The 21,689-nt window shown below is 60.2% G+C and carries 22 protein-coding genes; 11 read left to right on the top strand and 11 right to left on the bottom strand.

Going from position 1 to position 21,689, the window contains the following annotated elements; all coding sequences use genetic code 11:
* Positions 1–59: 59 nt before the first annotated feature.
* From QMK52_RS19530 to QMK52_RS19510, 5 genes are read right to left on the bottom strand one after another with little or no spacing between them, the layout of a single operon-like run.
* The gene (locus QMK52_RS19530) at positions 60–449 is read right to left on the bottom strand and encodes a RidA family protein (RefSeq protein WP_005788829.1); all 390 of its coding nucleotides are present in this window, start codon (positions 447–449) and stop codon (positions 60–62) included.
* A 15-nt stretch (positions 450–464) separates the two neighbouring features.
* On the bottom strand, positions 465–1,247 hold the full coding sequence (locus QMK52_RS19525) for an amino acid ABC transporter ATP-binding protein (RefSeq protein ID WP_320403276.1): 783 nt from the start codon (positions 1,245–1,247) through the stop codon (positions 465–467).
* Positions 1,244–1,906, bottom strand: a complete 663-nt coding sequence (locus QMK52_RS19520; RefSeq protein WP_005788834.1) for an amino acid ABC transporter permease — start codon at positions 1,904–1,906, stop codon at positions 1,244–1,246. The genes QMK52_RS19525 and QMK52_RS19520 overlap by 4 nt, the downstream gene beginning before the upstream one ends.
* Before the next feature lie 12 nt (positions 1,907–1,918).
* Complete coding sequence (locus QMK52_RS19515; protein ID WP_005788836.1) at positions 1,919–2,581, bottom strand: amino acid ABC transporter permease; 663 nt, start codon at positions 2,579–2,581, stop codon at positions 1,919–1,921.
* 52 nt (positions 2,582–2,633) lie between these two features.
* A complete protein-coding gene (locus QMK52_RS19510) occupies positions 2,634–3,482 on the bottom strand; it encodes a transporter substrate-binding domain-containing protein (protein WP_320403275.1) in 849 nt (282 codons plus the stop codon).
* A gap of 336 nt (positions 3,483–3,818) precedes the next feature.
* On the opposite strand from QMK52_RS19510, the gene QMK52_RS19505 reads away from it, so the two are divergent.
* Complete coding sequence (locus QMK52_RS19505; protein WP_320403274.1) at positions 3,819–4,154, top strand: protein disulfide isomerase family protein; 336 nt, start codon at positions 3,819–3,821, stop codon at positions 4,152–4,154.
* Here the strand turns inward: QMK52_RS19505 and QMK52_RS19500 are convergent.
* The 3 genes from QMK52_RS19500 to rpiB form a co-directional block, all read right to left on the bottom strand.
* Complete coding sequence (locus QMK52_RS19500; RefSeq protein WP_005788842.1) at positions 4,141–5,703, bottom strand: TerC family protein; 1,563 nt, start codon at positions 5,701–5,703, stop codon at positions 4,141–4,143. The two genes, QMK52_RS19505 and QMK52_RS19500, sit on opposite strands and share 14 nt — an antisense overlap.
* Before the next feature lie 314 nt (positions 5,704–6,017).
* Positions 6,018–6,998, bottom strand: a complete 981-nt coding sequence (locus QMK52_RS19495) for a sugar-binding transcriptional regulator (protein WP_005788844.1) — start codon at positions 6,996–6,998, stop codon at positions 6,018–6,020.
* Between the two features lie 63 nt (positions 6,999–7,061).
* Positions 7,062–7,523, bottom strand: a complete 462-nt coding sequence (gene rpiB / locus QMK52_RS19490) for a ribose 5-phosphate isomerase B (protein WP_005788845.1) — start codon at positions 7,521–7,523, stop codon at positions 7,062–7,064.
* 283 nt (positions 7,524–7,806) lie between these two features.
* On the opposite strand from rpiB, the gene QMK52_RS19485 reads away from it, so the two are divergent.
* The 7 genes from QMK52_RS19485 to dhaL all read left to right on the top strand — a co-directional run bounded on the left by QMK52_RS19485 (position 7,807) and on the right by dhaL (position 15,109).
* On the top strand, positions 7,807–9,294 hold the full coding sequence (locus QMK52_RS19485) for a sugar ABC transporter ATP-binding protein (protein WP_320403273.1): 1,488 nt from the start codon (positions 7,807–7,809) through the stop codon (positions 9,292–9,294).
* A complete protein-coding gene (locus QMK52_RS19480) occupies positions 9,291–10,268 on the top strand; it encodes an ABC transporter permease (RefSeq protein ID WP_005788849.1) in 978 nt (325 codons plus the stop codon). The genes QMK52_RS19485 and QMK52_RS19480 overlap by 4 nt, the downstream gene beginning before the upstream one ends.
* A 34-nt stretch (positions 10,269–10,302) precedes the next feature.
* Positions 10,303–11,310: a substrate-binding domain-containing protein gene (locus tag QMK52_RS19475; protein WP_005788851.1), complete on the top strand. Its 1,008-nt coding sequence runs from the start codon at positions 10,303–10,305 to the stop codon at positions 11,308–11,310.
* A gap of 153 nt (positions 11,311–11,463) precedes the next feature.
* Positions 11,464–12,219 carry an SDR family oxidoreductase gene (locus tag QMK52_RS19470; RefSeq protein WP_005788853.1) on the top strand — a complete coding sequence of 252 codons (756 nt, stop codon included), beginning with the start codon at positions 11,464–11,466 and terminating at the stop codon, positions 12,217–12,219.
* Positions 12,220–12,246: 27 nt separating this feature from the next.
* Positions 12,247–13,362: an MDR/zinc-dependent alcohol dehydrogenase-like family protein gene (locus QMK52_RS19465; protein WP_032803582.1), complete on the top strand. Its 1,116-nt coding sequence runs from the start codon at positions 12,247–12,249 to the stop codon at positions 13,360–13,362.
* Positions 13,363–13,457: 95 nt separating this feature from the next.
* A complete protein-coding gene (locus QMK52_RS19460) occupies positions 13,458–14,459 on the top strand; it encodes a dihydroxyacetone kinase subunit DhaK (RefSeq protein ID WP_057703579.1) in 1,002 nt (333 codons plus the stop codon).
* Positions 14,460–14,461: 2 nt separating this feature from the next.
* Complete coding sequence (gene dhaL / locus QMK52_RS19455; protein WP_005788858.1) at positions 14,462–15,109, top strand: dihydroxyacetone kinase subunit DhaL; 648 nt, start codon at positions 14,462–14,464, stop codon at positions 15,107–15,109.
* On the opposite strand, the gene QMK52_RS19450 is transcribed toward dhaL, so the two are convergent.
* The gene (locus QMK52_RS19450) at positions 15,066–15,962 is read right to left on the bottom strand and encodes a LysR family transcriptional regulator (protein WP_194438481.1); all 897 of its coding nucleotides are present in this window, start codon (positions 15,960–15,962) and stop codon (positions 15,066–15,068) included. The two genes, dhaL and QMK52_RS19450, sit on opposite strands and share 44 nt — an antisense overlap.
* 150 nt (positions 15,963–16,112) lie before the next feature.
* On the opposite strand from QMK52_RS19450, the gene QMK52_RS19445 reads away from it, so the two are divergent.
* Complete coding sequence (locus tag QMK52_RS19445) at positions 16,113–17,621, top strand: MFS transporter (RefSeq protein ID WP_320403272.1); 1,509 nt, start codon at positions 16,113–16,115, stop codon at positions 17,619–17,621.
* A 367-nt stretch (positions 17,622–17,988) separates the two neighbouring features.
* Here QMK52_RS19445 and QMK52_RS19440 read toward each other — a convergent pair whose 3' ends face one another.
* Positions 17,989–19,113 carry an IS481 family transposase gene (locus QMK52_RS19440; protein WP_216091764.1) on the bottom strand — a complete coding sequence of 375 codons (1,125 nt, stop codon included), beginning with the start codon at positions 19,111–19,113 and terminating at the stop codon, positions 17,989–17,991.
* A gap of 238 nt (positions 19,114–19,351) precedes the next feature.
* Positions 19,352–20,377, bottom strand: a complete 1,026-nt coding sequence (gene sohB, locus QMK52_RS19435; protein WP_005788864.1) for a protease SohB — start codon at positions 20,375–20,377, stop codon at positions 19,352–19,354.
* Positions 20,378–20,570: 193 nt separating this feature from the next.
* On the opposite strand from sohB, the gene QMK52_RS19430 reads away from it, so the two are divergent.
* Both QMK52_RS19430 and QMK52_RS19425 read left to right on the top strand, forming a co-directional pair.
* Positions 20,571–21,281: a histidine phosphatase family protein gene (locus QMK52_RS19430; RefSeq protein WP_194438485.1), complete on the top strand. Its 711-nt coding sequence runs from the start codon at positions 20,571–20,573 to the stop codon at positions 21,279–21,281.
* A 56-nt stretch (positions 21,282–21,337) separates the two neighbouring features.
* A complete protein-coding gene (locus QMK52_RS19425; RefSeq protein ID WP_005788868.1) occupies positions 21,338–21,652 on the top strand; it encodes an SCP2 sterol-binding domain-containing protein in 315 nt (104 codons plus the stop codon).
* The last annotated feature ends 37 nt before the right edge of the window (positions 21,653–21,689 follow it).

Genomic DNA, 21,689 nt, shown 5'->3' with positions numbered 1-21,689 from the left:
TGTGGGAGGGGGCTTGCTCCCTCCCACAGTTGATTTTCTGTGGGCTTTAGAATGTGGATTCAGCCCTTTTTCTTGTAGGCCACGCAGTCGATCTCAACCTTGCAATCAACCATCATATTGGCCTGCACACAAGCCCGCGCCGGGGCGTGCTCGGGGGTGAAGTATTCGCCGAAGACCTTGTTGAAACTCCAGAAGTCCCGTGGATCTTCCAGCCACACGCCCACGCGTACAACATCCTTGAGTTCATAGCCGGCTTCTTCGAGGATCGCCACCACGTTGCGCATGGTCTGCCGGGTTTGCTCGACGATGCCGCCACTGATGATTTCGCCATCCACCGCCGGCACCTGGCCCGACACATACAGCCAGCCATCGGCCTCCACCGCGCGTGCGAACGGGCGTGGCTGGCCGCCACCTGCGGTGCTGCCGGTACCGTAACGAGTAATGCTCATAAAAGTTGCTCCTTGTTAAAAACGAATGTTCTTTAAAAATTCCGCCAGCCGCGGCGACTGCGGCCGCTCGAAGATGTCCTTCGCAGTGCCCTGCTCTTCAATGCAGCCCTGGTTCATGAAGACGATCTGGTCGGAGACTTCATAGGCAAAGCGCATTTCGTGGGTGACCAGCAACATGGTCATGCCCTCCTCCGCCAGCCCCTTGATCACGCTGAGCACTTCGCCTACCAGCTCCGGATCGAGGGCCGATGTGACCTCGTCGAACAGCATCAGACTGGGGTTCATGGCAATGGCGCGGGCAATCGCCACGCGCTGTTGCTGACCACCAGACAATTGGCCGGGAAAGTGGTTGCGCCGCTCCAGCAGGCCGACGCGGTCCAGCCACTTTTCGGCCAGGGCCACGGCTTCATCCTTGCCCATCTTCTTGACCTTGAGCAAGCCAAGGGTGACGTTTTGCAGCGCGGTCAGATGCGGGAACAGATTGAATTGCTGGAACGCCATGCCGGTCATGGCGCGGTGCTGGGCAATCACCCGCTCCGGGTGCCGTACGCGCTTGCCGCCGACCTCGCTGTAGCCAATGGACTCGCCGTCCAGGGTGATCTGCCCGCCCTGGAACTCCTCAAGCAAGTTCACGCAACGCAGCAAGGTGGTCTTGCCCGAGCCGCTGGAGCCGATCAACGTCACCACATTGCCGCGCTGCATCGACAGATCGACACCCTTGAGCACTTCCACCTGGCCGTACTGTTTACGCAGGCCACGGATGTCCAGCAGCGCTGGTTTGGTTTGAGCTTGGTTCATGGCAAGGCCACCCGCTTTTCAATGTAGCGCCCGAATAATTCGATGGCGTAGTTGATGACAAAGAACATGAAACCGGCGAACAGGTAGAACTCCAGGGTCATGAAGGTGCGGGCGATCACCTGCTGGGTGCTGAGCAGCAATTCGGCCACGCCGATCACCGACAGCAAGGTGGAGGCCTTGACGATTTCGGTAGAGGAATTGACCCAGGTCGGCAAAATCTGTCGCAACGCCTGGGGCAACAACACATAGCCCAACGACTGGTAAAACGTCAGGCCAATGGCCTTGCCCGCTTCCAGTTGCCCACGGGGAATGGCTTGCAGTGCACCGCGCACGATTTCCGACACGTGGGAGCCACAGAACAGGGTCAACCCGACCGCACCGGCCTGGAATGCACTGATCTGCCAGCCCAGGGCCGGGAGCATGTAGAAACACGCCAACACCAGCACGAACACCGGGGTGCCTCGAATCAGATCGACGTACAGACGAAACGGCGCGCGCATCCAGAACTTGCCGTAGGTCAGGATCAACCCGGCGACGATACCGATCAGGGTGCCGAAGATAATCGCCAGTGCCGAGACCGACACACTGGCCTGGAAGCCGACCCACAGGGTCTCGCGGGCGATCCACAATTCATGCAGCCAACTGGGGGATTCGTACATGCAAACCCTTCCTTAACGACGGATCGCCAGACGCTGCTCCAGGTAACGGAGCAGCATGGCAATCAGGTAACAGGCAGCCACATAGAGCGCGGTCGTCACCAGCCAGGTTTCAATCACCCGGTAGCTTTCAACGTTGATCTTGCGGGCGTAATAGGTCAGCTCCGGCACCGCGATCGCGGCGGCCAGGGATGTGTCCTTGAACAGCGAGATAAAGTTGTTCGAAAGTGCCGGCAACACGTTGCGCAGCATCACCGGCACGGTGATATAGGCGCGAATCCGCCATTCGCCAAGGCCGATCGCCAACCCCGCTTCGCGCAAGCCCTTGGGAATATTCAACAACCCGGCGCGGAATACTTCGGTCAGGTAGGCACCGGCGTACAGCGACAAGGTGACGATGAACGAAGGGATTTTGTCCAGGCGAATCCCCAGGGACGGCAAGGCGAAATAGATCAACAAGATCAACACCAGGATCGGCGTATTGCGCACCACCGTCACGTACACCGAGGCCAGGATGCGCAACGCGCGGTGCCGGGACAGCATGGCAAACGCCATCAGCAGGCCGATCACGCAGCCGATGGCAATCGACAGCAAGGCCAACTGCAGGCCCAGGCCGAGCCCCGCCAGCAAGGTGTCGAAGTCACGCCAGACGGCGGCAAAATTCAACTGATAGTTCATGGTCGGCAATACCTGAGTGAGGCGTGCTCAAGCACGCCCCGGCTGTTCCGGATCATTTGAATTCCACGGGAAAACCGATGGCCGGTTCTGGCAGGTCAACGCCGAACCACTGCTTGAAAGAAGCCTTGTAGGTGGGAAACTCCACACCGGTCATGGCTTCATGCAGCGCGGTGTTGACGAAATTCAGCCAATCCTGGTCGCCACGCTTGACCGCACACGCGTAGGTTTGCGGGCTCCAGGCGTAAGTGGGGCTGCGGTAGCGACCGGGGTTCTGCACCATCAGGTATTTGACCGAGGACTGATCGGTGGCAGCCGCATCGGCGCGGCCGGAGTTCACGGCCTGGTACATCAGGTCGACACTGTCGTACTGGTCGACCTTGGCTTTGGGCAGTGCCTGGTGCACCAGTTCTTCGGCGTACACGTTTTGCAGCACGGCCACGGTCACGTCATCGCCTGCGGCTTGAAGGTCTTCAATTTCCTTGTACTTGCTGTTGTTGGGCAACAGCAGGCCGACGCCTTCGCGGTAGTACGGCAAAGTAAAAGCCACCTGCTGCGCACGGCTGGCGGTGACGGTGATGAACTGGCAGCTTATGTCGACCTTGTCCGTGAGCAGGTTGGGAATGCGCGCATCGGATGACTGCACCACAAACTCGACCTTGCTCGGGTCATTGAACAAACCCTTGGCCACCATGCGGCCGATGTCGATATCAAACCCCTGCAATTTGCCATCCGCTCCCTGGAAGTGCCACGGCGCATTGGTACTGCCTGTACCCACGATCAGATGCCCGCGCTTGAGCACATCATCCAGCTTGCTGTCTGCCGCCTGCACCATGCTTGTGAAGGAAGCCGATGCGGCAACAAGAAAAACACACGCTTTGAATACGGATGGTCGGTGATGCATGACAAGCACTCCAGGGATTGTGTATTCCGCTATACCGGAACTTGGTATGTAACAACGGAATAGACAGCAGAAAGTGTGCCACAGACGCCAGAGGAAACCTATGGCGGCAAAAAATGCTTTATGGATCAGCGTGATAGTGATTGAAGCGGTATACAGCATTGCGCCGTCACCGTATGGCTGTGCTACGCAACGCCCCACGACGGTGTTACTGCGCACCGATCTGAACACTTGATCAAGCAGGTACCAAGCGCGCGAAGAGGGACCTGTGAAGGTTGACAGTAGACCGGAACGATTTTCCAACTTAGCTTAGGCCAAGGAGTGACAAGGAGACGCCCGATGAGCTACGTCAATGCAGTGATCGCAAATAAGGCGGAATTTGACCGCGAACTCAATACGAGGCAACCCGTATTCGTTGTATTCATCTCCCATGATTGCGCGGCATGCACTGACGCAATGCCCCGCTTCATGCGGATAAGCCAGCGGTACAAGCACCAGATCAAGATCATGATCCTCGATTGCACCGAAACACCAAGCCATCCAAGCGTGGACCGAATTCCAATGCTGCTGATCTACCATGACCAACAGCTTCAGGAAACCGTTCCCGGACTCGGCGAGCAAGCGCTTGAACACGCGTTCAAGCGATTCGCTCGCCTCCAGATCAAGGAGCCGTAAGCGGCGACAAACAAACCTGCGTCACCCTCCGCTCTTCCACCGCGGCCACAGTCAGGCGCCACCCCTCGTATTCAAGACTATCGCCCACAACCGGCAAGCGATCCAACAGACTCATCACCAGACCGGCCAGGGTCTGGTAATCCTCCGTCGCCACGGCCTTGAAGCCGGTGCGTCGGCTCACCTGATTAAGATTCAAGGCACCATTGGCACGAAAGCCCGCGCCCTCCTCGACAATGTCCGGGCCTTCGATTTCACTGGCATCGGGCAATTCACCGGCGATGGATTCCAGAATATCGGTCATGCTCAACACGCCCATGAAGTCCCCGAATTCGTTGATCACAAAGGCGATGTGGGTGGACTCCTGGCGCATCTGCTCCAGGGCATTGAGGATCGAAAAGCTCTCCAGCAGGTTGATCGCCCGGCGCGCCAGGTGCTCCAGGTTCGGCTCGTTACCGGCCAGGTACTCCTTGAGCAGTTCCTTCTTGTGCACAAAGCCCAAGGGTTCATCCACCGCACCGTTGCGGATCAGCGGCAAACGCGAGTAGGACGAATGCATCAGCTTCAGGCGGATCGTGTCGGGATCGTCCGCCAGGTCGATGCAGTCAACCTTGGCCCGTGGTGTCATCAGGGTACGAATCGGCCGTTCGGCCAGTTGCAGCACCCCGCTGATCATCACCCGCTCACGTCGATCAAACAGCGGGCCCTGCGCAGTATCCGGCTCGCCCAGCAAGTCAGCGACCTCTTCACCCACCTCTTCCACCGCCAGGCTACGACCACCCAGCAGACGCATCACCGCATGGGCGGTACGCTCACGCACCGGCAGCACACCTTGTGCTGATTTCTTGCGACGCGAGCGGGCAATCTGGTTGAACACCTCGATCAGAATCGAGAAACCAATGGCCGCGTACAGGTAGCCCTTGGGAATATGGAAGCCCAAGCCTTCGGCGGTCAGGGCGAAACCGATCATCATCAAGAAGCCCAGGCACAGCATGATGACCGTAGGGTGGGCGTTGACGAAACGGGTCAGCGGCTTGCTCGCCACGATCATCAAACCGATGGACACGATCACCGCGATCATCATCACCGCCAGCTCATCGACCATGCCCACTGCGGTAATCACCGCGTCGAGGGAGAACACTGCGTCGAGCACCACGATCTGCGCCACGATCGGCCAGAACATCGCATAAGCCACATTGCCCTTGTGCTGGGCCACGTGGCCTTCCAGGCGTTCGTGCAGCTCCATGGTGGCCTTGAACAACAGGAACACACCACCGAACAGCATGATCAGGTCACGGCCGGAAAAGCTCTTGTCGAACACCTCGAACAACGGCTGGGTGAGGGTCACCAACCAGGAAATACTCGCCAACAGGCCCAGACGCATCAGCAACGCCAGGGACAAACCGATCAAGCGTGCACGGTCGCGCTGCTCCGGCGGCAACTTGTCTGCCAGTATCGCGATAAACACCAGGTTGTCGATACCCAGCACCAGTTCCAGCACAATCAAGGTCGCCAGGCCCAGCCAGGCCGTTGGATCCGCTAACCATTCCATTTATAGAGTCTCTGTATTCAAAGTTTTCAGAATGCCGGACACGGCAATGCGCGGTCAGTGGACCGGGACAAGGTTAGCAGTCGGAATACGGGGTGCTTCAGGGGGAACAGCGACAGTAAGTGTCTTGGAGAAAGACGACTGGGAGGCTCCGAGAGGGTGTTCATGCAAGTCCTGAAATAACAAAAGGACTTGAATCCTACAGCCCAAACACACAACTCCCACAGAGCAAAACTATTACAAAACCTGTCTTCCAGCCGATGCAAAACCAATGTGGGAGGGGACTTGCTCCATCCCACACTTGGATCTCCAATAAATCAAGACTTTCGGGTGGCATCATCCAGCGCCAGAATGGTGTGGGCATTGGTGACGGTCGTCGCCAGCGTATTGATCACCCCCGACCGCAACGCCCCCAGCGTCGCCGCGGCTTTGGTGTTTTCACTGGCAATCGCCACCACATCCGGGATGCGGAACAGCTCCTGCACCGTCAACCCGATCACTCGGCCTTGAATGGCGTTGACCGCCGGCTGGCCGTGAATATCGATAAAGTCATAGCCCATCATGTCGCCCACCGTGCCGGACAACCGCGCCTGGGCGATTTCCTGGGGCGAGAACCAGCCCATGCGCACCATGTTGCTGTTTTCGCTCATATCACCAATGCCGATCAGGGCAATGTCGGCACGCCGGGCGCGGTCGAGGGTGGAGCGTACCGTGTCGTTATTGATCAACACACCACGCAGTTCCGGGTTGGCCACCAGGGCCGGGGCGTACAGGCTTTCGCTCTCGCCGCCAAAGCGCAGGGCCAGGCGCCGGCAGATATGGTCGGGGTTCATGTACTCGCCGGCCTTGAGCGAACCACCGATAGCACATACGAACGTGCAGTTGCGCGTCACCGGCAGGAACACGTTATCGGCCACCGCGCCGACGTTACGGCCCATGCCCACGGCGACGATCATGCCATCGCCCAAGGTTTTGTTCAGGTAGTTGGCGACCAGGCTGGCGACTGCCGAGCGCTGGGTGTCGGGGTCGCTGTGGTCAACGGCGATCAAGGCGCGGTCGAGCTTGAAGCGCTCCACCAACGCGCGCTCCAGTTCGTTGTTCATCGCCGGGTGCTGCAACACGCGCACCTCGACAATGCCTTCATCTCGCGCACGCTTGAGCAGGCGGCTGACTTTGGCCCGCGACAGGTCAAAGCGCTTGGCAATGGCTTCCTGAGTGACGTTCTCAAGGTAATAGAGCATCGCCACTTCGGTCATTTGATCGATATCGCTGGCCATGCGCTGGGTACTGTCACTCATGGGGACGGGCTTCCGTTTCGGCGTCAAAGGCGCATTCTCCCGACTCTTGCCCCGTGCCGTCCACTACTGATGCCCATCGCGCTCGATTGCGTTGATGCGCTCGACCTTGGCCCCGGAACGCGCCGCCTCGAACTCCGAGGCCAGGAACGCCGTGACAATGCTCTTGGCCAGTTCGGCGCCGATCACCCGCGCACCGATGGACAGAATCTGCGCATCGTTGCTCTTGCGCGCCCGCTCCGCCGAATAGGTGTCATGGGCCTGAGCCGCACGGATACCCAACACCTTGTTGGCCGAGATGGCCATGCCGATGCCGGTGCCGCACACCAGCACGCCGAGGCGCTGCTGCCCGGCGCTGATGGCGTTGGCCACGGCCAGCGCGATGTCCGGGTAGAGCACCGGCGCAGTGGAATGGGTGCCGAAGTCAGTGACCGGGTAACCCAGCGCCTCGATATGGCGCTTCAACAGCTCTTTAAGCTCAAAACCCGCTTCATCGCATCCGATAGCCACCGGAAAAGGTGTGTTCATGGCGTCTGGCTCCGCTGCCCTGACCTAGATTAAGACTGATCAGATGATCACTCAGTGAAATTTTGCTCAGTCATTTCGCGATCATTATGCCCTTCATGTCAAGCGAGATTTAACTGACCTTGCAGTCAAAGCGGGATAAACAGCCGATATAGTCTCTACAGATGAGAATCAACGCTTTTTAATGAAAGAGATTGACTGATCAGAATTTCATTTGATACACATATGATCACAGCGAAACATGACTGTGCGACCTAATAAGAATTCACAGCACGAGGACACGCCGATGGCCAAGCCATTACTGCTCCAGGCTGAACACGTCGCCAAGGCTTACGCCGGGGTACCTGCCCTGCGTGACGGGCGCCTCTCTCTGCGCGCCGGCAGCGTCCACGCCCTGTGCGGTGGCAATGGCGCCGGCAAGTCGACCTTCCTGAGCATCCTGATGGGCATCACCCAGCGTGACGCCGGCACCATTGTGCTCAACGGTGCACCGGCGCAGTTCAACCGCCCCAGTGAAGCCTTGGCGGCCGGGATCGCGATGATCACCCAAGAGCTGGAACCCATCCCCTACATGACCGTCGCCGAAAACATCTGGCTGGGCCGCGAGCCGCGCCGCGCCGGTTGCATTGTCGACAGCAAGGCCCTGAACCGCCGCACCCGCGAGCTGCTGGAAAGCCTGGAGTTCGACGTCGACGCCACCAGCCCCATGCATCGCTTGAGCGTGGCGCAGATTCAACTGGTGGAAATCGCCAAGGCGTTCAGCCATGACTGCCAGGTGATGATCATGGACGAGCCCACCTCGGCCATCGGCGAGCGCGAGGCAGAAACCCTGTTCAAGGCCATTCGCCGCCTCACTGCACGGGGTGCCGGTATCGTGTATGTGTCCCATCGTTTGAGCGAACTGGCGCACATCGCCGATGACTACAGCATCTTCCGCGATGGCGCCTTCGTGGAAAGCGGGCGCATGGCCGATATCGACCGCGACCACCTGGTGCGCGGTATTGTCGGCCAGGAACTGACGCGCATCGACCACAAGGTCGGCCGTGAATGCGCGGCCGACACCTGCCTGCAAGTCGACAACCTGAGCCGCAACGGCGAGTTCCACGACATCAGCCTGCACTTGCGCCGTGGCGAAATTCTCGGCATCTATGGGCTGATGGGCTCCGGGCGCAGTGAGTTTCTCAATTGCATCTACGGCCTGACCGTAGCCGATTCCGGCAGCGTCACCCTGCAAGGCAAGCCCATGCCCATCGGGATGCCCAAGGCCACCATCAACGCCGGCATGTCCCTGGTCACCGAAGACCGCAAGGACAGTGGCCTGGTGCTGACCGGCAGCATCCTCTCCAACATCGCGCTGTCGGCCTACAAGCGCTTGTCGAGTTGGTCGCTGATCAATGCGCGCAAGGAAGCCCAACTGGCCGAGGACATGGTCAAGCGCCTGCAGATCAAGACCACTTCCCTGGACCTGCCGGTGGCGTCCATGAGCGGCGGCAACCAACAAAAAGTCGTGCTCGCCAAATGCCTGTCCACCGAGCCGGTGTGCCTGCTCTGCGATGAACCCACCCGCGGCATCGACGAAGGCGCCAAGCAGGAGATCTACCACCTGCTCGACCAGTTCGTACGGGCCGGCGGCGCCGCCATCGTGGTGTCGTCCGAAGCTCCGGAACTGCTGCACTTGAGTGATCGCATTGCCGTATTCAAGGGCGGCCGGCTGGTGACCATCAGCACCGACACCGCCCTTTCCCAGGAAGCCTTGTTGAGTCTTGCCTCATGAATGCCAAAACCCTTGCCGCCCCTGTCACCACCGCGCCACGCAACCGCTTGCGCCTGTCTCTGGACCGCTTCGGCCTGCCGCTGGTGTTTATCCTGCTGTGCGTGGTGATGGCGTTCTCCAGCGAATACTTCATGACCTGGCGCAACTGGATGGACATCCTGCGCCAGACCTCCATCAACGGCATCCTCGCCGTGGGCATGACTTACGTGATCCTGACCAAGGGCATCGACTTGTCGGTAGGTTCGATCCTGGCCTTTGCCGGATTGTGCAGCGCGATGGTCGCCACCCAGGGCTATGGCCTGTTGGCGGCGGTCAGCGCCGGGATGTTTGCCGGGGCGATGCTTGGCGTGGTCAACGGTTTCATGGTCGCCAACCTGTCGATCCCGCCGTTCGTGGCCACCCTGGGTATGCTCAGCATCGCCCGTGGCATGACCTTTATCCTCAACGACGGCAGCCCGATCACCGACCTGCCCGACGCCTACCTGGCGCTGGGTATCGGCAAGATCGGCCCAGTGGGCGTGCCGATCATTATCTTCGCTGTGGTCGCGCTGATCTTCTGGATGGTGCTGCGCTACACCACCTACGGCCGCTATGTATACGCGGTGGGCGGCAATGAAAAAAGCGCGCGCACCTCCGGCATCGGCGTGCGCAAGGTGATGTTCTCGGTGTACGTGGTTTCGGGCCTGCTCGCCGGATTGGCCGGCGTGGTGTTGTCGGCACGTACCACCTCTGCCCTGCCCCAGGCCGGGGTTTCCTATGAACTGGATGCGATTGCCGCGGTGGTGATCGGCGGCACCAGCCTGTCGGGCGGTACCGGCAGCATTGTCGGCACCTTGTTCGGGGCGCTGCTGATCGGCGTGATCAACAACGGCCTGAACCTGCTCGGCGTGTCCTCCTATTACCAGCAGGTCGCCAAGGGCCTGATCATCGTGTTCGCAGTACTGATCGACGTGTGGCGCAAGAAAAAACGCTAGAGAACGACCCACAACAATAACCGGAGTTCTACTCATGAAACTTGGTACCACTTTGGCCGCTGCGGCGACCCTCACCCTGCTTGCCAGCAGCATCGCCCTGGCGGCCGATGGCAAGACCTACAAGATCGGCGCAGCCGTCTACGGCCTCAAGGGCCAGTTCATGCAGAACTGGGTGCGTGAGCTCAAGGAACATCCGGCCGTCAAGGATGGCACCGTGCAGCTGACCGTATTCGACGGCAACTACGACGCCCTGACCCAGAACAACCAGATCGAAAATATGGTGACCCAACGCTACGACGCGATTCTGTTCGTGCCCATTGATACCAAGGCCGGTGTCGGCACGGTCAAGGCGGCCATGAGCAACGACGTGGTGGTCATCGCCTCCAATACGAAAGTAGCCGATGCCAGCGTGCCGTATGTGGGGAACGACGACGTCGAAGGCGGCCGCCTGCAGGCCCAGGCCATGGTCGACAAGCTCAACGGCAAGGGCAACGTGGTGATCATCCAGGGCCCGATTGGCCAGTCGGCGCAGATCGACCGGGAAAAAGGCGAGCTGGAGGTGTTGGGCAAACACCCTGACATCAAGATCATCGAGAAGAAAACCGCCAACTGGGACCGCGCCCAGGCCATGACCCTCACCGAAGACTGGCTCAACGCCCACCCCAAGGGCATCAACGGCGTGATCGCCCAGAACGACGACATGGCCCTCGGCGCCGTGCAGGCCCTGAAGTCCCACGGACTGACCTCCAAAGAGGTACCCGTGACCTCCATCGACGGTATGCCGGATGCGATCCAGGCGGCAAAAAAAGACGAAGTCACCACATTCCTCCAGGACGCCCAGGCCCAATCCCAAGGCGCACTGGACGTGGCCCTGCGCGCCCTGGCCGGTGAGGACTACAAGCCGCAATCGGTGATCTGGGAGCGCTACGCCAAGGACGTGAAATGGGGTGACGGCACGGCCAGGAACTACATCCTGCCGTGGGTGCCAGTGACCAATGCCAATGCGGATGCGCTGTACCAGCAAGTCAGCGGCGGCAAGTAGTCAGTGGCTTGAAACACAGTCAACTGTGGGAGCTGGCTTGCCTGCGATGCAGGCGCCTGGGTGCATCAGGTAGACCGGGTCGATGCAATCGCAGGCAAGCCAGCTCCCACATTGGACCGCGTTCTACCTTTTGATCTGTAACAGGAGTTATTCATGTCTGGTTTCTGGAACCAAGCCTTCGACCTCAATGGCCGTTGTGCGGTGATCACCGGCGGTGCCGCCGGGATCGGCCTGGCCTGTGCCACTCTGATGGTGGAACGTGGTGCGCGGGTGGCGCTGCTCGACCGCGACCCGGCGGTGGTCGAAGTGGCCGCCCGCCTGGGTACCGGGCACCTGGGCATTGCCGTCGACCTCGGGAAGATCGACCAGATCCAACCGACTGTCGACAACGTCTTCGCTCACTTCCAACGCCTGGATTACCTGATCAACAGCGCAGGCGTGGTACTGCTGGACAAGGCTATCGACGTCAGCGAAAGCGCCTGGGACACCACCCTGGACATCAACCTCAAGGCCAGTTTTTTCATGGCCCAGGCTTGCGCCAAACACATGCTCGCCCAGGGCAGTGGGCGCATCGTCAACCTCGCCTCCCAGGCCGCCGTGATTGGCCTGGACCGCCACGTCGCCTACTGCGCCAGCAAGGCGGCGATTGTCGGCATGACCAAGGTATTGGCCATGGAATGGGCGCCGCAGATCAACGTCAACGCCATCTCCCCCACCATCGTCGAAACCGCCCTGGGCAAGAAAGCCTGGGCCGGCGACGTGGGTGAGCGGGCCAAATTGCAGATCCCGGCGGGGCGTTTTGCCCAGCCGGAAGAAATCGCCGGTCTGGCGCTATACCTGCTCAGCGATGCCGCGCAGATGATCACCGGCGCCAACATGGTGATCGACGGCGGCTACAGCATTCAGTAATTCATCTTTATGTCGTGAGGTCTTGTCATGTCCACCGTCACCGAACGCACACCCGAACAACTTGCCCCGAGCATCCCCAAAACCATGCAGGCCGTGGTCTGCCATGGGCCGGAAGACTACCGCCTGGAAACCGTCGACGTGCCCACCCCCGGCCCCGACGAGATCCTGACCAAGGTCGAGCTGTGCGGCATTTGCATGGGCGATATCAAGACCTATCGCGGCGCGCCGTCGTTCTGGGGCGACGCCGAGCAACCGCGCTACGTGAAGCCGCCGATGATTCCCGGGCATGAGTTCGTGTGCCGTGTGGTCGCCCTTGGCCCAGGCGCCGAAAAGCGCGGCGTGGCGGTCGGCGACCGGGTGATTTCCGAACAGATCGTGCCGTGCTGGGGTTGCCGCTTCTGCAACCACGGCCAGTACTGGATGTGCCAGAAGCATGACCTGTATGGCTTCCAGAACAATGTGCAGGGCGCCATGGCCCAGTACATGATTTTCACCAAGGAAGGCATCATCCACAAAGTGCCGGAATCCATCGCCCCCGATGAAGCGATCCTGATCGAGCCATTGGCCTGCTCGCTGCACGCCGCAGAGCGCGCCGACGTCGACCATGACGACATTGTGGTGGTCGCAGGCGCCGGCACTTTGGGCCTGGGCATCATCGGCGCGGTGCGGTTGCGCAACCCGAAAAAGCTTATCGTGCTGGACATGAAACCCGAGCGCGCCGCCCTCGCCCTGCGCATGGGCGCCGACGAAGTCTGGAACCCGGCCGAGGTCGATGTGCTGGCCAAAATCCGCGAGATCACCGACGGCTACGGCTGCGACATCTACATCGAAGCCACCGGGCACCACAAGGCCGTCAACCAGGGGCTGGCGATGCTGCGCAAGTTGGGGCGCTTCGTCGAGTTCAGCGTGTTCAATGACGAGGCCACGGTCGATTGGTCGATCATTGGCGATCGCAAGGAGCTGGACATCCTCGGCTCGCACCTGGGGCCCTATATGTACCCGAGAGCCATCGACTTTATCGGTAACCGCAAAATCGACATGCGCGATGTGGTGACCCACAAGTTTGCCCTGGCGGATTTCAAGGAGGCGTTTGCGGTGATGGAGCGCGGCGATAAATCGCTCAAGGTGGTGCTCGAACCCTGATTCCAGCAGCAACACACAAACTGTGGGAGCTGGCTTGCCTGCTCCCACAATGGAGGGGTGTCACCCCTTAGAACAAGAACACAGGAACCCGCGTTATGAATCGAGTCATCAACGATCCCGACCAAGTGGTCGAAGACATGCTGCGCGGCATCCTGGTCGCGCACCCCGAACTGCGCCAGTACGAAACCAACCCGCGGGTCATCGTCAAGGCCCGGCCCTCCGGTCAGGGCCGGGTCGGCATCGTCACCGGCGGCGGCTCGGGGCATGAACCGGCGTTCCTCGGCTATGTCGGGCCGGGCCTGGTGGATGCCGTAGCCGTCGGTGAGATTTTTTCCTCGCCCACCGCCAAGAGCTTTTTCGACGCCTTCCGTGCCGCCGACCATGGCGCGGGCGTGGCGTGCCTGTATGGCAACTACGCAGGCGACAATATGAACGTCAAGCTGGCGATGAAGATGGCCGCCAGCAAAGACATGCGCATCCGCACCGTGGTGGCCAACGACGACGTGGCTTCGGCGCCCAAGGCCGATATCGCCAAGCGTCGCGGAGTGGCCGGGGAAATCTTCATGTGGAAGATCGGCGGTGCCGCCGCCGCCCAGCATTACGACCTCGACGGGGTGATTCGCGTCGCGCAGAAGACCGTCGACCAGTGCCGCTCGATCGGTATCGGCCTCACGCCCTGCACCATCGCCGCCGTGGGCAAGCCGAACTTCCAGATCCCTGACGGCCAGATGGAACTGGGCATCGGTCATCATGGCGAGCCGGGCATCGAAGTCATCCCGATTGAACCGGCCGCCGCCATGGCCGAGCGGATGCTTGCGCCGATCCTGGCCGACCGCGATTTCAGCCAGGACGACAGTGTGGTGGTGCTGGTCTCGGGCCTTGGCGCCACGCCAGTGATGGAGCTGTACATTTTCTACGCCGAGGTGGAAAAACAACTCAAGGCCAAGGGCTTGAAGATCCACCGTTGCTACGTCGGCAACTACTTCACCTCCCTGGAAATGATGGGCGTGACCCTGACCCTGCTCGGCCTCGACGCCGAGCTGAAAACCCTGATCGACCAACCCTGCCGTTCCATCGGCATGACCCAGGCGGAGTAAACATGAGCCAGCACTTTTCCACCCGTGACGGCAGCGCCATCGTCGCCGATCTGGTCAGCGTCATCGTGGCCAATCGCGAATACCTCAGCGAAGTCGACGGCGCCATTGGCGACGGCGACCACGGCATCAACATGGCCAAGGGCTTCGCCCACTGCGGTCGCACTATCGAAGGCCGCCAACTGAGCCTGGCCCAAGCCCTGGATGAACTGACCCTGAGCCTGATGGAAGGCATCGGCGGCTCCATGGGCCCGCTGTATGGCAGCCTGTTTATTGGCATGGCCGACGAAGTGCGCAATTGTGAAGACATCGACGCCGCGACCTTCGCCCATCTGTTGCGCGGCGGCTTGACTTCACTGCAGGACATCACCGAGGCGGGCGTGGGCGACAAGTGCCTGATGGATACCCTTATTCCTGCAGTAGAGGCGTTTGAACAGGCACATGCATCCGGGGCGTCTTTCAACGATGCGCTGGAGGCGATGAAAACCGCCGCCTCCCAGGGGCGCGATTCGACCAAGGACCTGGTGGCCAAGATCGGCCGCGCCAGTCGCCTGGGCGAGCGCTCTCTCGGGGTGCTGGACGCCGGGGCGGTGTCGTGTTGCCTGATTCTTACGCGCCTGGCCGACTCGGTGCAGCCGCGACTGACTGCTTGACCTGCTGGATATACCGCGCCACCGCCGGCGCTTTTTCAAAACGCCGGTAAATCAACGACAACCACGACGACGCCTCATTGCCCTGGATACTGCGATACACCACGCCCGGCAGGCTCACATGCCCGACCATCGATGCTGGCACTACCGCAACCCCCTGCCCCAACGACACCAGGGCCACCACAGCCACCAACCCGCCCGGCTGCGCGCCGAGGCGCGGTGCGTAGCCGCCCTGGGCGGCGACATGCAAGGTGCCGCTGATTTGTTCCGGCAAGATAAACGTCTCGTTTTCCAGGTACTCGCAGGTGATTGCCTTAAGCCCCAGCAGCCAGGAATCATGGGCCAGCGCCAGCACAAAGCCTTCGCTGTCCAGGCGCACCGCCTCCACGCCGTCCGGCAGAGTCATCGGCGAACGGATATAACCGATATCGCAGCGCCCATCTGCCACCGCGCCCGGTAGCGCAGCCATAGCCCATTCGCGCAGGTTCACGTTCACATCGGCAAACGCCTGGCTGAACCCCCGTACCTGGCGCTGCAACAGCCCGCAGTACAGCGCCGAGGCCACGTAACCCAACTCAATATGCCCGATCTCGCCACGCCCGGCGCGCTGGGCATTGCGCTGGGCGAACTCGAATTGGCGCACGGCGGCTTCGGCCTCGCTCAGCAGCGCGGCACCCGCTTCGGTGAGGCTGACTTCGCGCTGCCGGCGGATAAACAAGCGCGTGCCCAGGCTGGTTTCCATGTCCTGGATTTGCCGGCTCAGGGTCGGCGGCGCAATACCCAATTGCTCGGCGGCGCGGGTGAAATTGCGCTGCCGGGCCACGGCCAGAAAGTAACGAAAATGGCGGATTTCCATGGCAGTATTAGCTCAAAGGTAATGAAGTGCTTCCTGGCGCCTAACAAAAATGTGATTAGCCAGGGATAAGCTCGCAGTACCTGAACCCTAGAGAGCCCTTGCGATGCAAGTCAACCGAGATTTCCGTATTGCCTATCAGGTAATTTGCTTGTGAGCCAGGTCAGTCCACGCCTGACGCTGGTGACCGCCTCCGCTGTCTGCGCGTTGATCGTGCTGGATACCAACATCGTCGCCGTCACGCTGCCGAGCATCGCCCGTGACCTGGGCGCCAACTTTGCCGATATCGAGTGGGTCGTCAGCGCTTATATGCTGGCGTTCGCCGCCTTGTTGTTGCCGGCCGGGAGTATCGCCGACCGCTTTGGCCGCAAGAAAACCCTGGTCTGGGGCCTGGGTATTTTCATCTTCGCCTCCCTAGGCTGCGGTGCAGCACCCACTGCGCTGTGGCTGGACATCGCCCGGGCCGTGAAGGGGGTGGGTGCGGCGCTGCTGCTGACCTCGGCACTGGCGTCTATCGGGCATACCTTCCACGATGAAATAGAACGCGCCAAGGCCTGGGCGTTCTGGGGCGCGTGCATGGGCGTGGCGATGACCGCCGCACCGACCCTGGGCGGCTTGATTACCGAGTACCTGGGCTGGCGCTGGATTTTCTATCTCAACCTGCCGGTGGGGCTGGTACTGATGGCCTTGGTGCTGCGGGCGATTCCCGAGTCCCGCGACACCCGATCGGCGCGCCTGGATCCCTGGGGCAGCCTGGCGTTCAGTGGCAGCTTGCTGTGCCTGATCTGGGGGCTGATCGAGGCCAATCGCATCGGTTGGGATAGCCCGCTGACCTACGCCCGCCTCATCGGTGGCGGGCTGTTGATGGGCGTATTTGTGCTGGTCGAGCACCTGCAGCAGCGACCGATGGTAGACTTGCAGCGGTTTCGGCACCCGCGCTTTATCGGCGCCTTGCTCGGCATGTTTGCCTACGCCGGTTGCGCCCAGGTGATGATGACGTTGCTGCCGTTCTACCTGCAGAACGGCCTGGGTTTCTCCGCAATTGCCTCGGGCCTGGGCATGTTGCCGTTTGCCTTGACCATGCTGATCTGCCCGCGCGTCGGTGTACGCCTGGCGGCACGCTTCACACCGGCGACCATGATGGCGAGTGGCTTGACCCTGGTGGGCTGCGGCAATCTGTTGAGCGCGTGGGCCGTGCAGGCTGGCGGGTATCTGCCCTTTGCCCTGGCGATCGCCGTCACCGGTGCAGGCGCGGGGTTACTCAATGGCGACACGCAGAAAAACATCATGGCTTGCGTGCCGCGAGATCGCGCAGGCATGGCCTCGGGCATGAGCACCACCATGCGTTTCAGCGCAATCATGTTGGCCATCGGCGTGTATGGCGCATTGCTGAGCAGCCACAGCGAGCAGTTGCTGAGCGCGAGTATCGACCCGCAGTGGCAGGCGCAGGTGACGGGTATTGCTTCGCGGGTGGTAGCCGGTGATATGCCCGCGGCGCTGGATCTGGTGCCCGAAGCAGCGCGGGTGACGGTGCAACCGCTGGCGCGGCAGGCGTTCGTGGGTGGGTTCAGCGAAGTGTTGTGGGTGGCGGGTTTATTGGGGCTGCTGGGCGCGCTGGTGGTGGGGAGCCTGATGCGCAAGCCGATACCCACACACAGCTGAATGTTGGAAAGGCTTGCCCCCGATGAGCATCGGTATCTACACAACTTTGTAGCAGCTAAATGTAACCACGATGCGCAGCGAGCCGCCCTTGATCTTGATCTGCTTTTGATCTTGATCTTAGGCGCCCCGTTAAACCACGCTGGCCGGAATTCGACAGGGATTTGGGGGGTAAACCGGCAGGGATGCCGGTTTAGCCGCCCCGCGCCATGGATGGCGCGTGGCGGCGGCCCCCCAAATCCATGGCGGATTACGGGCACACCGAGCCTAAGCGAGGTGCCGAGTGGTGGGGCAAGAGCGTTTGGTTACTTTGCGCTTTTGTATAGACCGGACACATGGTGGACACATGTGCGGGGACATGGTTGACACATTATGGGCCATAGTCAGGTTTGCTCAGGTCGATCGTTCTTAGAAAGTGATGGCAGAAGTAAACATCAAAGAGACCGTCTTTTTCAGGGTTAGGTCGTATTCCGATGTGATGACCATTCAGGCCCTTGGCGATGCTGAAATAGCGTTTCTGAAAACGAAATCGGCTGTGATACGCCTTGATCGACACATCATCCGGCCCGTACTCGAAGGGTGATAACTGCTGCGGGTAAGCCCAAGGGCTGGACCGATACCGGTCCATGGGCACCTTGTAGTCCAGTGCTTGATGAGGACGCTGCAGGTTATAAACCTCACGCCACTGATCAAATGCGGTTTGAGCCTCCTTGATCGTGGAAAATTGCCGTCCATTAAGCACCTCCGCCTTGAGTGATCGATGAAAGCGCTCGATCTTTCCGTTGGTTTGAGGGTGATAGGGGCGACTGAAACTGATCCGGATTCCCAAGCTAATCAACCAGATACTTAACTCTGTGATTTCACCGGGGTTGCGCGGCGATCCCCATGGAGGACCGTTATCAACATTGATACGAGCGGGCAATCCGAAGCGTTGGAATACCTCAATCATCTTCTCCTTCACTGTGCCCCCGCGTTCGTTATCACACGCCTGAATAGCTAAATTGAATCGCGAGTGATCATCCAACAAGGTCAGGGGATGGCATCGACCTTCTTGAGTTGCGAAATGCCCTTTGAAGTCCATCTGCCAAAGGTCGTTAGGCGCATCGTGTTCAAATCTCAGCTTTGCTTCCTGTTCCTTCTGAACGGGCTGAATCAGGTCGTGTCGGTGCAGCACGTTAGTTACTGTGCTGGGAGCAATTTGCTTTTTCAAGATGCTGCTGATTGTGCGTCCGCCCCAGGCCGGATGTTCCTGCCTGAGCGCTACGACCTCCGCCTCCAGGGCCGCATTGGTCAGTTTGGGACTGGTAGCTGGTTTTCGGGACTTTTCTTGCAGCCCCGACTGCCCTTGCATCTCGTATCGTTTGAGCCATTTATAGGCCGTTTGCGGGCTGATGCCGAAGCGTCGACACAGTTCTCTTTTATTACTGCCGGGCTGCCGTGCTAAGGCAACGAACTCTTCTTTCAGGCTCATGGTATCTCTCGTGTTCCAAGGCATGATGGCTTTCCGGCGAAGTTGGCTCGCCGAAAAGTGTCCACCATGTCCCCGCACACCCGTCAACCATGTGTCCGGTCCGTACAGCTTTTCAAAGTGACCCGCTGTAAAAGCGGAACCAATAGTGGCCGTTGCCCAAATAACGGATATGTACTTGGTCTGATCCAACACTCTGGTCGGCTGTCAGGCCGCCATCGGGGGCAAGCCCCCTACCACAGAGGACCGCCTACAGCCTGAAGATTTACCAGAACCGCTGCTGGGTCAAACGGCTCCACCAGGTCAGCAATACCCGGTCTACCGAACCGCTGGCCGCCAGGCCCACGCGCTCCTGCAGGCTTTTACGCTCGGCATAGTGCAGGTGGAACACTTCGGCGGTCTTGGCCTTGGTGGCCAGGTATTCATCGCTGGTTTGCAGCTCGTCGACCAACTGTTTGTCGAGGGCGGCCACACCCAACCACACTTCACCGGTCGCTACATCATCAATCGCCAATTGCGGGCGGTACCGCGAGACAAAGTTCTTGAACAACTGGTGGGTGATGTCCAGGTCTTCCTGGAACTTCTCCCGGCCCTTCTCGGTATTTTCGCCAAACACCGTGAGGGTGCGTTTGTATTCGCCGGCAGTCAGCACTTCGAAGTCGATATCGTGCTTTTTCAGCAGGCGATTGACGTTGGGCAACTGCGCGACCACGCCGATGGAGCCGAGGATGGCGAAGGGCGCGCTGATAATCTTCTCACCGATGCACGCCATCATGTAGCCGCCGCTGGCCGCCACTTTGTCGATGCACACAGTCAACGGCACGCCGGCCTGGCGAATACGCGCCAGTTGCGACGACGCCAGGCCATAGCTGTGCACCATGCCGCCGCCGCTTTCCAGGCGCAGCACCACTTCATCCTTGGGGGTAGCCAGGCTCAGCAGCGCGGTGATTTCATGGCGCAGGCTTTCGGTGGCCGACGCCTTGATGTCGCCATTGAAATCCAGCACGAACACCCGTGCCTTGGCCTGGGGCTTCTTCTTGTCTTTCTTCTTTTCGGCTTTGCTCTCGGACTTGCGCAGCGCCTTGAGCTGGTCTTTGTCGAGCAGGCTCGACTCCAGGCGCTCGCGCAGGCCCTTGTAGAAATCATTCAGCTTGCTGACCTGCAGTTGGCCGGCGGACTTGCGACGACCCTTGCTGCGCAGCGCTGCGAAGCTGATCAATACCACCAGAATAGCGACCACCAGGGTGACGGTCTTCGCCAGAAAGCTCGCGTATTCGGCCAGAAAATCCATATGTCTCCTTAAAAAATGCACTGCGCCAGGCGCGGATGGCCCCAGCATACCGACGCCACCGCGTTGGAGCCAGTGCTCAAACCGCCAGCAGGCGGGCTCCAACGGGCTTTTAAAACAAGCGTATGTTTTTTCATTGACAGCTCGCAGGCATCCTCATAACCTCGCCAGACTTTCAACGTACCGGGAAACGGACGTGGGCAGCATCTATCTGATTCGACATGGCCAGGCCTCCTTCGGTGCAGACGACTATGACGTCCTGTCGCCCGTCGGCGTGGAACAGGCGCAAGTGCTCGGTCGCCATCTGGCAGACTTGGGCCTGGTGTTCGACCGCTGTATCGCCGGCGACCTGCGTCGCCAGCAGCACACCGCCACCGCCACATTCGATCAATACAAAGCCCTTGGCCTGCTGGTTCCGGCACTGGAAACCGACAGCGCCTTCAACGAGTTCGACGGCGAAGCGATTATCCGTGGTCTGTTGCCCGACTTGCTCAGCAGCGAACCCGACGCCGTGCACGTCCTGCGCAATGGCGCGCAGAACCGCAGTGAATTCCAGCGCATCTTCGCCCTGCTCATCGAGCGCTGGCTGGCCGGCACCTATGACCCACCGGGGCTGGAAAGCTGGCTGGGGTTTGTCGAGCGGGTCCAGGGTGGCTTGCAGCGCATCCTTGAGGCCGCCGACAACGCCGACAAAATCGCCGTGTTTACCTCCGGCGGCACCATCACCGCCCTGCTCCACCTGATTACCCGAATGCCTGCCGCCCAGGCGTTCGAACTGAACTGGCAAATTGTTAACACCTCGCTCAACCAGCTGAAATTCCGCGGTCGCGAGGTGGCACTGGCTTCCTTCAACAGTCATACCCACTTGCAACTGTTGAAGGCGCCGCAGCTCATCACTTTCCGATGAACTGCGGCCAACCGTGACCCCAAGGTCACTGGACTCACCATAAAAGGATCGAAACCATGACTGACGTAGCCAAAGCTGTAGAAGCAATGAAAGCCAAATTCAACCCAAGCGCTGCCGAAGGCTTGGACCTGGTGTTCGGTTTCCGTATCGACGACACCAAGAACTTTTCGCTGGTGGTCAAGGACAAGACCTGCGAACTCCAGGAAGGTGAAAACCCTGACGCCCAGGTCACCCTGGTGATGGACAGCGAGACCCTGGAAGGCATCGTCGACGGCTCCACCGACGGCATGCAGGCGTTCATGGGCGGCAAGCTGCGCACCGAAGGCGACATGATGCTGGCGATGAAGTTGAGCGAGCTGTTCCCTTCCTGATTCGGTAACCCGGGTCAAACAATCCCGTCTTTACAGG

The organism is Pseudomonas sp. P9_2, assembly GCF_034008255.1.
GTDB classification, from domain to species: Bacteria; Pseudomonadota; Gammaproteobacteria; order Pseudomonadales; family Pseudomonadaceae; genus Aquipseudomonas; species Aquipseudomonas synxantha_A.
The sequence above is the reverse complement of the archived record's forward strand: the minus strand, read 5'-3'. Positions and strand labels throughout refer to the sequence as shown.